This window comes from Stutzerimonas stutzeri (genome assembly GCF_000935215.1).
Classification (GTDB): domain Bacteria; phylum Pseudomonadota; class Gammaproteobacteria; order Pseudomonadales; family Pseudomonadaceae; genus Stutzerimonas.
The window spans coordinates 16,536-29,861 of sequence record NZ_JXXD01000061.1 but is presented as its reverse complement, the minus strand read 5'-3'; the positions used below and the strand labels follow the sequence as shown (position 1 = coordinate 29,861).

Genomic DNA, 13,326 nt, shown 5'->3' with positions numbered 1-13,326 from the left:
CCGAGGTCGCCCTTTTTCATGAAGAACCCGAACTTAGTTCTGGTTTTCCATCTGAGCACGGATCAGATCACCAATGGTGGTCGGGCCAGTGCTTTCTACGTCCTGCTTAGTGCGCAGCTCTTTCATCGCATCCTTTTCGTCTTCGACGTCTTTGGACTTGATGGACAGGCTGATCACGCGGGACTTGCGGTCGATGCTGATGATCTTGGCTTCGACTTCGTCGCCTTCCTTCAGCACGTTGCGCGCGTCTTCAACGCGGTCGCGGCTGATTTCGGAAGCTTTCAGAGTGGCTTCGATATCGTTGCCCAGATCGATGATGGCGCCTTTGGCGTCAACTTCTTTCACGGTACCGCGAACGATGCTGCCCTTGTCATTGACGGCGGCGTAGTTGGAGAACGGATCGTCTTCCAGCTGCTTGATGCCCAGGGAGATACGCTCACGCTCCGGATCGACCGACAGGATGACGGTATCCAGCTCGTCGCCCTTCTTGAAGCGGCGAACGGCTTCTTCACCCGGCTCGTTCCAAGAGATGTCGGACAGGTGAACCAGGCCGTCGATGCCGCCGTCCAGACCAATGAAGATACCGAAATCGGTGATCGACTTGATGGTGCCGGAGATGCGGTCGCCCTTGTTGAACTGGCCAGAGAAGTCTTCCCATGGGTTGGACTTGCACTGCTTGATACCCAGGGAGATACGACGACGCTCTTCGTCGATGTCCAGAACCATGACTTCCACTTCGTCGCCGACCTGTACGACCTTCGACGGGTGGATGTTCTTATTGGTCCAATCCATTTCGGAAACGTGTACCAGACCTTCGACGCCTTCTTCCAGCTCGGCAAAGCAGCCGTAGTCGGTGAGGTTGGTGACGCGAGCCTGAACACGGGTGCCTTCCGGGTAACGAGCCTTGATGGCGACCCATGGGTCTTCGCCCAGCTGCTTCAGACCCAGCGATACGCGGTTGCGCTCGCGGTCGAACTTCAGCACCTTGACATCGATCTCGTCGCCGACGTTGACGATCTCGGACGGATGCTTGATACGCTTCCAGGCCATATCGGTGATGTGCAGCAGACCATCCACGCCGCCCAGGTCGACGAACGCACCGTAGTCGGTGAGGTTCTTGACGATACCCTTGACGACCTGGCCTTCCTGCAGGGACTCCAGCAGAGCCTCACGCTCGGCGCTGTTCTCGGCTTCCAGCACGCTGCGGCGGGAAACGACAACGTTGTTGCGCTTCTGGTCGAGCTTGATGACCTTGAACTCGAGCTCTTTGCCTTCCAGGTGCGTGGTGTCGCGAACCGGACGGACATCGACCAGCGAACCCGGCAGGAATGCACGGATGCCGTTGATGTCGACGGTGAAACCGCCCTTGACCTTGCCGTTGATGACGCCCTTGACCACTTCTTCAGCAGCGAAAGCCGCTTCCAGAACAATCCAGGATTCCGCGCGCTTGGCCTTTTCACGGGACAGCTTGGTTTCGCCAAAGCCATCTTCGACCGCGTCCAGAGCAACGTGGACCTCGTCACCCACCTTGATGGTCAGCTCGCCCTGCTCGTTGTAGAACTGCTCGACCGGGATGACGCCCTCGGACTTCAGGCCGGCATGCACGGTGACCCAGTCACCGTCGATGTCGACCACGATGCCGGTGATGATGGCACCCGGCTGCATGTCGAGGGATTTAAGGCTTTCTTCAAATAGTTCTGCGAAGCTTTCGCTCATGTTGATTCCTGCTGTTTTCAGGCGAGAATCCGCCCAATCTCCACATTCCAGACAATGTGGGTTCATTCATATAAAAAAAGGCCTGTGGGACTGGATCTGGTCTCCCACATGCCTCCTTGTTAACGGCCCCGAGATGCACAGCCTGTTGGCTGTGCCTACTCAAGGTCCGTTTGGCCGCCTTTCGGCGTTCCGATCATCCAGCCAAATCGCGGTCGGCGACTTCGCTCAGAATCTTTTGCAACACCTCATCAATGGAGAGTGTAGTGGAATCCAGTTGAACGGCATCATCTGCCGGCTTCAGCGGGGCCACCGCACGCTGGGTATCGCGCTCATCGCGCTCCCGAATCTCCTCAAGAAGACTCGCGAGATTAACATCATCGCCTCGTGCCTTCAACTGCAAGTAACGTCTGCGAGCACGCTCTTCCGCACTCGCGGTGAGGAATATCTTCAACGGCGCGTCGGGAAATACCACAGTACCCATGTCACGCCCGTCCGCGACCAGTCCCGGCGCCTCGCGAAAGGCCTTCTGTCGCTGCAGCAAGGCGGTGCGAACCACCGGTAACGCTGCGACCTGGGATGCGCCGGCGCCAACCTGCTCGTTACGGATCGACTCGGTGACCTCCTCCCCCTCCAGAATGATGATCATGCCGTGCCCATCGCGTGCGGCACCAAACTGGACATCGAGGTGCTCGGCGAGCACCTTCAGCGCTTCTTCGTTGGTCAGATCGACGCCGTGATTGCGCGCTGCGAATGCCAGCAGGCGATACAAGGCACCGGAGTCGAGGAAATTCCAGCCAAGCTTGCCCGCAAGCAAGGCTGCAACTGTGCCCTTCCCCGAGCCACTCGGCCCATCGATGGTGATGACCGGAACGGGCCTGATCATGAATCACCCTCCGAATGTACCTGCATGCCGGCGCGCTGCGCCAAGGAGAGGAAGTTGGGGAACGACGTCGCCACGTTGGCGCAGTCATGGATTTTAATCGGGCCATTGGCTCGCAGCGCAGCCACACTGAAGGACATCGCGATGCGGTGATCGCCATGCGCCCAGACTTCACCGGAACCGATCGCACCACCTTCGATGACAATCCCGTCCGGGGTCGGTTCAGCCTTGACCCCCAGTGTCTGCAGCCCGTCCGCCATGACCTGGATGCGGTCAGACTCCTTGACCCGCAGCTCTTCGGCACCGCGCAACGTGGTACGACCTTCCGCGCAGGCCGCAGCCACGAAGAGCACCGGGAACTCGTCGATCGCCAGCGGAACCAGGTCCTCGGGAATGTCGATACCCTTGAGCTGCGCGCCACACACGCGAATATCTGCCACCGGCTCGCCGCCCACCTCGCGCGGGTTCTCCAGAGAGATGTCGCCGCCCATCAACTTCAGAATGTCGATCACGCCGGTACGGGTCGGATTCACGCCGACATGCTCGAGCACGATCTCCGAACCCTGCGCAATGCTCGCCGCCACCATGAAGAATGCCGCTGAAGAAATATCGGCAGGCACTTCAATATGAGTACCACGCAGCTTGTGCCCTGGCTCGACAACCGCAGTACTGCCCTTGACGGTCACCGGATAGCCGAAACCGCGAAGCATCCGCTCGGTGTGATCACGCGTCGGAGCCGGTTCGGTTACCGAGGTCTGATCAGCTGCATACAGGCCGGCCAGTAACAGGCAGGACTTGACCTGCGCGCTGGCCATCGGCATTTCGTAATGCATGCCGGACAGACGCTGGCCGCCGCGAATGGTCAGCGGCGGACGCCCTTCCGGTGCCGTCTCGATAACGGCTCCCATCTCGCGCAGCGGCTTGGCGACGCGGTTCATCGGCCGTTTGGAGAGGGACGCATCACCCGTCAACGTCGTATCGAACGGCTGCGCCGCGAGCAAACCGGACAGCAGCCGCATGGAGGTTCCTGAGTTGCCCAGGTAGATCGGCCCGGGCGGGGTCTTGAGGCCGTGCAGACCGACACCATGGACCGTCACGCGCCCCTGATGCGGACCCTCGATGACGACGCCCATGTCCCGGAACGCCTGAATGGTCGCCAGAGCATCTTCGCCCTCCAGGAAGCCTTCGACTTCCGTCACGCCCTCGGCAAGAGAGCCGAGCATGATCGAGCGGTGAGAAATGGATTTGTCGCCTGGCACACGCAGATGGCCGGTCAGGCTGCCGCCAGGGTTGGCGAGGAAAACGAGGTCATTGGAATGCATAACGTCCACATAGGCTCGGCGAGCCAGTATTTTGCTGAAATGTTCCCGGGCAGCCTTGGCGCGAGTGAAAACGCCCAACAGCTTGTGCCCGTCTCCTTCATCGACCGCGACGCGCAGCGCGTCGAGGTCGGCACGAAAATCGTCCAGGGTATGCAGCACTGCCTCGCGGTTGGCGAGAAAGATGTCGTGCCACATCACCGGATCGCTACCGGCGATACGGGTGAAATCGCGAAAACCACCTGCCGCGTAGCGGAATATCTCGAGATTCTCATGGCGCTTGGCGAGCGAATCAACCAGTCCGAAGGCCAGCAGATGCGGTAAATGACTAGTGGCAGCCAGAACCTCATCGTGATGCGTCACCTCCATATGCTCGACATCCGCACCCAGCGCCGACCAGAGCTTGCTCACCAGCATGAGCGCTTGCGGATCGGTATTATCCAGCGGCGTCAGGATCACCTTGTGCCGTCGAAACAGCGTGCTGTTCGCCGCCGTCACGCCACTGAGTTCGGAGCCGGCGATGGGGTGGCCAGGCACGAACCTTGATGGCATGTTGCCGAACACTTTACGCGCACAGCGCACGACATTGCCCTTGGCGCTGCCGACGTCAGTGATCACTGCGTCGCCCAGTTCGAGCTTCGCCAGTTCACCAAGCAGCCGCTCCAGCGCAAGGATAGGCGTCGCAAGCTGAATGACGTCAGCCCCATGACAAGCCTCTGCAAGCGTCGCGGCGCAGCGATCCACCACGCCCAGTTCGACCGCAAGCTCACGCGAGCGTGCATCCAGATCGAAGCCGACCACCTCGCGACAAAGGCCAGCCTCACGCAAGCCCTTGGCGAACGAGCCGCCAATCAGGCCAAGGCCGATCACAACCAGGCGATTCACAATCGGCGAAGGCTGTTGCGCGTGACGAGCGTGATTCACTGAGCGAGCACCTGGCGCAGCACATCGAGAAAGCGTGCATTTTCCTGCTCGGTGCCAATTGAGATACGCAGGAACGTTGGCATACCGTATCCGGCCATAGGGCGCACAATCACCCCTTCGCGCAACAGCGCCTGATTGATCGGCGCAGCATCACGGGCGAAGTCCACCGCGATGAAATTGCCCCGCGAAGGGATCCACTCCAGTCCCAGCTGACGGAAACCCGTTTCCAGCTGAAGCATCCCGGCATCATTCGCCTTGCGGCTGGCAAGCAGGTAATCGACGTCATCCAGCGCTGCGCAAGCCGCCGTCAGCGCCAGACTGTTCACGTTGAATGGCTGCCTGACGCGATTCAGCACATCGGCGATCACCGGCGAACTGATCGCGTAGCCGACCCGCAGCGCAGCAAGCCCATAAGCCTTGGAGAAGGTGCGCGAAACCAGCAGGTTCGGATAGTCGGCCAGAAACGCCAGACCATCCGGCAACTCCTGCCCTTCGGCATATTCGATGTAGGCCTCGTCCAGTACCACCAGGACACGCTCCGGTACGCGCGCTAGAAATCCACCCAGCGCAGCAGCATCGAACCAGGTTCCGGTGGGATTGTTGGGGTTGGCGACGAAAACCACGCGGGTATTCTCGTCGATGGCCGCCGCCATTGCGTCGAGGTCGTGCCCCCAGTTCCTGGCCGGCACGGCACGTCCCTCGGCCCCGACCGCCTGCGTCGCGATCGGATAGACAGCGAAGGCATGCTCGCTGAACACGGCGTTGAGTCCCGGAGCCAGATAGGCGCGCGCAACCAGCTCAAGAATGTCGTTGGAACCATTGCCCAGGGTGACTTGATTGATTCCGACCGAATAGCGCTCGGCAAGTCGCTGCTTGAGCGCGAAGCCGTTGCCGTCCGGGTAGCGGGTCAACTCCGAAAGCTCAGCCCTGATCGCATCAAGCACTTTCGGGCTTGGCCCCAGCGGGTTCTCGTTGCTGGCCAGCTTGACGATTCCTGCGGGGTCCAAACTCAGCTCGCGCGCCAGTTCTTCAACCGGCTTGCCCGGTACGTACGGCGACAGCTTCTGCACCCCTGGCTGCGCCAGGGCAAGGAAATCACAACTCATAACAAAACCTCAGGCTGCAGGCTGCAGGCTTCAGGCGGCAGGTACAAGCCGGTCGCCTGCCCCACTGCCGCGACCTGAAGCCGCAATTAAAGAACCGCTTTGGGGTAGGAACCCAACACCTTAAGGGCCACAGCTTCCTGCCCGAGCTTCTCCAGCGCATCCTTGATCAGCGGATCCTGGTGGTGACCCAGGAAATCGATGAAGAACACGTAGGTCCACTTGCCGCTGCGCGACGGCCGCGTTTCGATTCGAGTAAGGTCGATGCCGTTGGCATGGAACGGCACCAGCAGCTCGTGCAAGGCGCCTGGCTTGTTACGCATCGAGACGATGATAGAGGTCTTGTCATCGCCGGTCGGCGGCACTTCCTGGCTACCGATAATCAGGAATCGCGTGGAGTTGTCCGGGCGGTCCTCAATCTTCTCGGCCAGCTTGGTCAGACCGTAGAGCTGGGCAGCCATGTCGCCGGCGATGGCCGCCGAATTCCACTCGCTCTTGACCCGCTTGGCCGCATCCGCATTGCTGGAAACCGCTACGCGCTCGACATTCGGGTAGTGGGCATCAAGCCACTTGCGGCACTGCGCCAGCGATTGCGCGTGGGAGTAGATGCGCGTGATCCGATCAGTCTTGGTCGTCTCGCCCACCAACAAATGGTGGTGGATACGCAGCTCCACTTCGCCGCAGATCACGATGTCGTGCTCGAGGAAGCTGTCCAGCGTGTGATTGACTGCACCTTCGGTGGAGTTCTCCACCGGCACTACGCCGAAATTCACAGCCCCCGCCACAACCTCGCGAAACACCTCATCAATGGCTGCCATTGGCGTACTGATGACCGCATGGCCGAAATGCTTGAGCGCCGCAGCCTGGGAGAAGGTACCCTCTGGGCCGAGATAGGCAACCCGGAGCGGCTGTTCCAGGGCCAGGCAGGACGACATGATCTCGCGGAACAGACGCGCCATTTCCTCGTTATCGAGCGGCCCGCGGTTGAGCTCCATGATGTGCTTGAGCACCCAGGCTTCGCGCTCCGGACGGTAGAACACCGCGGACTCGCCCTCGGCCAGCGCCGCGGTCTTGACCCGGGCGACTTCCTGGGCACAGCGGGCGCGCTCGCTGATCAGATCGAGAATGCGCTCGTCGAGGCTGTCGATTCGAACCCGCAGGGCCTTCAACTGATCGGCGTCGCTCATCAGCCGTGCTCCTTCTCGAACTCGGCCATGTAGGCCACCAGCGCTTCGACCGCATCCAGGCCTACGGCGTTGTAGATAGAAGCGCGCATGCCACCCACGGAGCGATGCCCTTTGAGGTTCAACAGGCCACGCGCGTCGGCGCCGGCCAGGAACGCCTTGTCCAGACGCTCATCGGCCAGACGGAACGGAACGTTCATCCACGAACGCGCATTGATGGCGATCGGGTTGGTGTAGAAATCGCTGGCATCGATGGCACCGTAGAGCATGTCCTTCTTGGCGCGGTTGCGCTGCTCCATCGCCTCGACGCCGCCCTGCTCCTTCAGCCACTCGAAGACCAGCCCCGAGAGATACCAGGAAAAGGTTGCCGGCGTGTTGTACATCGAGCCGTTATCCGCCGCGACCTTGTAGTCGAGCATGGTCGGGCAAGCGGAACGCGCATGGCCGAGCAGGTCTTCACGAACGATAACGACCACCAGCCCGGATGGCCCGATGTTCTTCTGTGCTCCGGCGTAGATCAGGCCGAACTTCGAGACGTCGATGGTCCGCGACAGAATGTCCGACGACATGTCGACGACCAGCGGCGTATCGCCGAGATCCGGAATCCAATCGAACTGCAGGCCGCCGATGGTCTCGTTGCTCGCGTAGTGCAGGTACGCCGCGTGCTCGCTCAACTGCCAGTCGTTCTGCCCCGGAATGGCGAAGTAATCGAGAGGTTTGGCGCTGGCCGCCACATTGACGTTACCGAAACGACGCGCCTCTTCGATCGCCTTGCGCGACCAGATGCCCGTATCGATGTAGTCGGCAACGCCATCTTCCGGCAGCAGGTTCAGCGGAATCTCGGCAAACTGCTGGCTGGCGCCCCCCTGGAGAAACAGCACCTTGTAGTTGGACGGAATTGCCAGCAGGTCGCGCAGATCCTGTTCGGCCTTTTCGGCGATAGCGGTGTATTCGTCGCTACGGTGGCTCATCTCCATGACCGACAGGCCCTTGCCATGCCAGTCGAGAAGCTCCGCCTGGGCGCGCTGAAGGACGGCTTCGGGAAGCGCAGCCGGACCGGCACAGAAGTTAAAGGCGCGTTTGCTCACTGCTGTTCTCTCGCTCTTGCTCGATATTGAATCCCGCGGCGCGGCGACCGGAACCTCTACCGACCGCCACGCTACCACCTGATTGCGGATTGCTTTCGCCGATCAGTCTTCGTCGTCTGTCGGCACCACATCCGGAGATACGTCGCCAGCCCCGCCGAGCAGTTCATCCTCGCTCGGCTCGGTGCTGAGTACAGGCATTTCCTTCTCGAGGGCGTCGTCATCGAGCAACGCTTCGATGTCTTCCAGCACGTCTTCCTCGGATGGCTCCTGCACGCGCTCCAGACCAACCAGATGCTCGCCCTTGCTCAGTTTGATGAGGGTGACGCCCTGAGTATTGCGACCCAGCGATGACACCTCGTCGACGCGGGTCCGGACCAGCGTGCCCTGATCGGAGATCAGCATGATCTCCTCGCCCTCGAGCACCTGCACGGCACCGATCAACGGACCGTTACGCTCGTTGGTGACCATGGCGATGACGCCCTGACCACCGCGACCGCGGCGTGGAAACTCTTCCATCGCGGTGCGCTTGCCGTAGCCACGCAAAGATGCGGTAAGGATCTGTGCACCCGATTCCGGAATTAGCATGGAGATGATGCGCTGCCCTTCGGGCAGACGCATACCGCGTACACCGCGGGCATTGCGGCCCATGATGCGAACCTTGCTTTCCTTGAAACGGATGACCTTGCCGCCGTCGGAGAACATCATCACTTCCTGGGCACCATCGGTAACGGCCGCAGCGATGAGGGTGTCGCCTTCTTCCAGCTTGAGCGCGATCAGGCCGGACGTACGCGGACGGCTGAACTGCACCAAGGGCGTCTTCTTGACCGTGCCATTGGCGGTAGCCATGAAAATGTAGGAGCCGGTCGGCTCGTCTTTCTCGTCGCTGTCGGCGTCATCGCTTTCGACGTCGTCCGCATCATCGTGCTCGATGACCAGGCCTTCTGCTTCGTCCAGGTCGTCCTCACCTTCGGCGGCCTGCTTGCGCAGCGCTTCCAGATCGACCTGAAGCATGGCGGTGATGCGCTCGCCCTCATCGAGCGGTAGCAGGTTGACCAGCGGGCGGCCGCGCGAAGTGCGAGATGCTTCGGGAATCTCGTAGGTCTTCAGCCAGTACACTTTGCCCTTGCTGGAGAACAGCAGCAGCGTGGTGTGACTGTTGGCAACCAGCAGATGCTCGACGTAATCCTCTTCCTTCACACCAGTCGCAGCCTTGCCGCGACCACCACGGCGCTGCGCCTGGTAGGCGGCCAGCGGTTGCGACTTGGCATAACCACCATGAGAGATGGTGACGACGCGCTCTTCTTCGGTGATCAGGTCCGCCAGCGTCAGGTCCAGACGCGACTCGAGAATCTCGGTGCGCCGTGCATCGCCGAAATCGCGCTTCACGCCTTCCAGTTCTTCGCGGATGACTTCCATCAGGCGAACCGGATTGGTCAGGATGCGGATCAGCTCGCCGATCTGGGTGAGGATTTCCTGGTATTCGCTGAGCAGCTTCTCGTGCTCGAGGCCGGTCAGGCGGTGCAGACGCAGATCGAGAATCGCCTGCGCCTGTTCCGGCGACAGAAAGTACTTGCCGTCACGCAGGCCAAACTGCGGATCGAGGCCTTCCGGGCGACAGGCATCAGCCCCTGCGCGCTCGACCATGGCTTCAACGGCGCTCGATTCCCAGGCAGTGGAAATCAGCGCATCCTTGGCCTCGGCTGGAGTTGGCGAAGCCTTGATCACCGCAATGACCGGATCGATGTTGGACAGCGCGACCGCCTGCCCTTCAAGAATGTGCCCACGCTCGCGCGCCTTGCGCAGTTCGTAGACGGTACGGCGGGTAACGACTTCGCGGCGGTGGCGAACGAAGGCTTCCAGCAGCTCTTTCAGGTTCAGCGTACGCGGCTGGCCATCGATGAGCGCAACCACGTTGATACCGAAGACGCTCTGCAGCTGGGTCTGGGCGTATAGGTTGTTGAGGATCACCTCCGGCACTTCGCCGCGGCGCAGCTCGATGACCACGCGCATGCCGTCCTTGTCGGACTCGTCACGCAGCTCGGTGATTCCTTCGATCTTCTTCTCTTTCACCAGCTCGGCGATCTTCTCGATCAGCCGTGCCTTGTTCAGCTGGTAAGGCAGCTCGGTGATGACGATCTGCTGGCGGCCGCCGACCTTGTCGATATCTTCGATATCGGCGCGAGCACGGATATAAATGCGGCCACGGCCGGTGCGGTAGGCCTCGATGATGCCAGCACGGCCATTGATGATACCGGCAGTGGGGAAATCGGGGCCCGGGATGAACTGCATGAGTTCGTCGATAGTGATATCGGCGTTGTCGATCAGCGCCAGGCAACCATCAATCACCTCGCCCAGGTTATGCGGCGGGATGTTGGTCGCCATGCCTACCGCAATACCGCTGGAGCCGTTCACCAGCAGATTGGGAACCTTGGTCGGCATGACCGCCGGGATCTGCTCGGTGCCATCGTAGTTGGGCACCCAGTCGACGGTTTCCTTTTCCAGGTCGGCCAGCAGCTCATGGGCCAGCTTGGCCATGCGCACTTCGGTGTAACGCATCGCTGCAGCGCTATCGCCGTCAACCGAACCGAAGTTACCCTGGCCATCGACCAGCATGTAGCGCAGCGAAAACGGCTGCGCCATACGCACGATGGTGTCGTATACCGCCGAATCGCCGTGCGGGTGGTATTTACCGATCACGTCACCGACCACACGGGCGGATTTCTTGTACGGCTTGTTCCAGTCGTTGCCGAGTTCGCTCATGGCGAACAGTACGCGGCGGTGTACCGGTTTCAGGCCATCGCGCGCGTCCGGCAGCGCACGGCCAATGATCACGCTCATGGCGTAATCAAGGTAGGACTGCTTGAGCTCGTCTTCGATATTGACCGGGAGGATTTCTTTGGCCAGTTCGCCCATGGAAGCCTGGTTCCTTATAGTCAGCAGGGTCCTGTAATAAGCGCGGGATGGTAACACAGACAACTGCTATAAACTGAGCCTTGCACGGAGCAAAACCGGCTTGCACAGCACACCCGAGCGCGACCGATCGTTGCTCAGTGCAGCCGTTTGCGGCTCATCAGCTCGGCCATCTTCGCGGCACTCGGCCGCTCGACCACGCCTTTCTCGGTGACAATGGCATCGATGAGATCGGCCGGCGTCACGTCGAACACCGGATTGAATGCCTCGACATCAGCCGCGAAGCGCCGACCGTCGACCTCAAGCAGCTCGCTGCCGGCGCGTTCCTCGATCTGGATCTCCTCGCCGCTCTCCAGCGCCATGTCGATGGTCGAACTTGCCGCCACCACCATGAAACGCACGCCGTGGTGCATCGCCAGGACCGCAAGCTGGTAGGTACCGATCTTGTTCGCCACATCGCCATTGGCGGTGATGCGATCCGCACCGACGATCACCCAGGAGATGCCTCTGGATTTCATCAGATGAGCAGCCGCCGAGTCCGCATTCACCATGGCCGGAACGCCATCACCGAGCAGTTCCCAGGCCGTCAGCCGGGAGCCCTGCAACCAAGGCCGGGTCTCATCGACGTATACCCGCTCCACCAGACCCTCGAGATGCGCCGCCCGGATGACCCCGAGCGCCGTACCGAAACCGCCGGTCGCCAGGGCGCCGGTATTGCAATGGGTGAGCAGGTTCTGCGGATTGCCCTGATGACGGCGGATGAGGTCGACGCCAAACTGCGCCATCGCCAGATTTGCCTCTCGATCGCTGTCATGGATGGAGATGGCCTGGGCTTCCAGCGCTGCATACGGGTCTTCACCCGGCTTGAGGCGATCCAGTCGTTCGCGCATCTGGTTCAGAGCCCAGAACAGATTGACCGCGGTGGGACGGGAATCGGCCAGCACCTTGAAGTCTTCCTCCAGGGCCTGCCTCCAATCACCGCCGTCGGCGATACGGGCACGCACGGCAAGGACCAGGCCATAGGCTGCGCTGATTCCGATTGCCGGCGCGCCGCGCACGACCATATCCCGAATCGCCGCAGCGACCGACGCCGCAGAATCATGGCTGCACCAAATCTCTTCGACGGGAAGCTTGCACTGATCGAGCAGGTTCAGGCGCCCGTCCAGCCATTCGATCGACTTAACCTTTTCCGCAGCCAACAAACGCTCGCGCATGGCATTTCCCTCGTTCAGCTTCGTCGACACAGGACCATCATGCGCCCCGAACAGCAAAGAAAAAGCCCGGATCGCGGGCGAACCGGGCTTTCCAATCTCAATATGGCCGGGAAGCAGCAAACATGAGCACTGCGGCCTCTTATCCCGGGCGCGAATGCTAATCGACGGGTTTTCCGAGCACAAGCAGTGATCAGGGCTTGGCGACGCCTAATGGCCGAGCAGCTTTCAGGCTGGCCCCGCCTTCCACGGAGAGAGCATGCGCTCGAACAGATGAAGTGTCGCGCTCACTCATCGCGTCGTGCTTGACCAACTCGCGGCAGGCCAAATACTGTATCTATATACAGTTATTCTGGATGCTTCTTCATGACCGCAGTGGTCGCCCTCGATAGCCTGCTGGATACACGTCGCGTCTGGCGTGGCCAGGCCATAACATCTCGCACGGCCGTCCAGCCGACCGGAAATGCCACACTGGATGAGTTCCTGCCCGGCGGCGGCTGGCCGGAGTCGGCCATCAGCGAGTTCCTCGTCGCGGCCACGGGCATCGGCGAGCTGAATCTGCTGTGGCCGACCCTTGCACGACTGACCACCGCCGGCGAGCGGGTGGTGCTGGTAACGCCCCCTCATCGACCTTACCCCCAGGCCTGGCTGGCCGCGGGTGTAGACCTGCAGTGGCTGACCATCATCCAGGCAAAGGGCCGCGATGCGCTGTGGGCTGCAGAACAATGCCTACGTTCCGGCAGTTGTGCCGCCGTGCTGTGCTGGCCGCAACAAGCTGATGACCGTGCCTTAAGGCGCTTGCAGATTGCCGCTGAATCCGGCCAAACCCTGGGCTTCGTCTATCGGTCACTGCATGAAGCAAATAACCCATCACCGGCGGCACTACGCCTGACCATTGAGGCCCAGCCGGCGCAGCTGCGTGTCATCAAGTGCCGCGGCGGCCTGGCTCCGGGACAGGCGCTCCCGGCCAGCGCCTGGCAACAGGCGTGAC

General features: G+C 61.2%; 9 protein-coding genes. 1 reads left to right on the top strand and 8 read right to left on the bottom strand.

Annotated elements, in window-relative coordinates; all coding sequences use genetic code 11:
- Positions 1 to 33: 33 nt before the first annotated feature.
- The 8 genes from rpsA to mtnA form a co-directional block, all read right to left on the bottom strand.
- Complete coding sequence (rpsA, locus tag LO50_RS08150) at positions 34 to 1,716, bottom strand: 30S ribosomal protein S1 (RefSeq protein WP_044314661.1); 1,683 nt, start codon at positions 1,714 to 1,716, stop codon at positions 34 to 36.
- A gap of 193 nt (positions 1,717 to 1,909) precedes the next feature.
- Positions 1,910 to 2,599, bottom strand: a complete 690-nt coding sequence (cmk, locus tag LO50_RS08145; RefSeq protein WP_014820643.1) for a (d)CMP kinase — start codon at positions 2,597 to 2,599, stop codon at positions 1,910 to 1,912.
- Positions 2,596 to 4,839: a bifunctional prephenate dehydrogenase/3-phosphoshikimate 1-carboxyvinyltransferase gene (locus LO50_RS08140; RefSeq protein ID WP_044314660.1), complete on the bottom strand. Its 2,244-nt coding sequence runs from the start codon at positions 4,837 to 4,839 to the stop codon at positions 2,596 to 2,598. Before LO50_RS08140 ends, cmk begins: the two co-directional genes overlap by 4 nt.
- Entirely contained in the window at positions 4,836 to 5,945 is a 1,110-nt protein-coding gene (gene hisC / locus LO50_RS08135; protein WP_044314659.1) for a histidinol-phosphate transaminase, read from the bottom strand. Before hisC ends, LO50_RS08140 begins: the two co-directional genes overlap by 4 nt.
- Positions 5,946 to 6,031: 86 nt before the next feature.
- Positions 6,032 to 7,129, bottom strand: a complete 1,098-nt coding sequence (gene pheA, locus LO50_RS08130; RefSeq protein WP_023444760.1) for a prephenate dehydratase — start codon at positions 7,127 to 7,129, stop codon at positions 6,032 to 6,034.
- Positions 7,129 to 8,214: a 3-phosphoserine/phosphohydroxythreonine transaminase gene (gene serC, locus LO50_RS08125; protein ID WP_023444759.1), complete on the bottom strand. Its 1,086-nt coding sequence runs from the start codon at positions 8,212 to 8,214 to the stop codon at positions 7,129 to 7,131. The genes pheA and serC overlap by 1 nt, the downstream gene beginning before the upstream one ends.
- A gap of 102 nt (positions 8,215 to 8,316) precedes the next feature.
- Entirely contained in the window at positions 8,317 to 11,127 is a 2,811-nt protein-coding gene (gyrA, locus tag LO50_RS08120) for a DNA gyrase subunit A (RefSeq protein ID WP_014820647.1), read from the bottom strand.
- Positions 11,128 to 11,261: 134 nt separating this feature from the next.
- Positions 11,262 to 12,338 carry an S-methyl-5-thioribose-1-phosphate isomerase gene (gene mtnA, locus LO50_RS08115; protein ID WP_044314658.1) on the bottom strand — a complete coding sequence of 359 codons (1,077 nt, stop codon included), beginning with the start codon at positions 12,336 to 12,338 and terminating at the stop codon, positions 11,262 to 11,264.
- 363 nt (positions 12,339 to 12,701) lie between these two features.
- On the opposite strand from mtnA, the gene imuA reads away from it, so the two are divergent.
- The gene (gene imuA, locus LO50_RS08110; protein WP_023445203.1) at positions 12,702 to 13,325 is read left to right on the top strand and encodes a translesion DNA synthesis-associated protein ImuA; all 624 of its coding nucleotides are present in this window, start codon (positions 12,702 to 12,704) and stop codon (positions 13,323 to 13,325) included.
- Position 13,326 lies beyond the last annotated feature (1 nt).

What these genes read in the sequence shown, in the direction of transcription:
- pheA (WP_023444760.1), bottom strand. Translation starts at nt 7,129, where the DNA reads ATGAGCGACGCCGATCAGTTGAAGGCCCTGCGGGTTCGAATCGACAGC.
- mtnA (WP_044314658.1), bottom strand. Translation starts at nt 12,338, where the DNA reads ATGCGCGAGCGTTTGTTGGCTGCGGAAAAGGTTAAGTCGATCGAATGG.
- cmk (WP_014820643.1), bottom strand. Translation starts at nt 2,599, where the DNA reads ATGATCAGGCCCGTTCCGGTCATCACCATCGATGGGCCGAGTGGCTCG.
- gyrA (WP_014820647.1), bottom strand. Translation starts at nt 11,127, where the DNA reads ATGGGCGAACTGGCCAAAGAAATCCTCCCGGTCAATATCGAAGACGAG.
- imuA (WP_023445203.1), top strand. Translation starts at nt 12,702, where the DNA reads ATGACCGCAGTGGTCGCCCTCGATAGCCTGCTGGATACACGTCGCGTC.
- hisC (WP_044314659.1), bottom strand. Translation starts at nt 5,945, where the DNA reads ATGAGTTGTGATTTCCTTGCCCTGGCGCAGCCAGGGGTGCAGAAGCTG.
- rpsA (WP_044314661.1), bottom strand. Translation starts at nt 1,716, where the DNA reads ATGAGCGAAAGCTTCGCAGAACTATTTGAAGAAAGCCTTAAATCCCTC.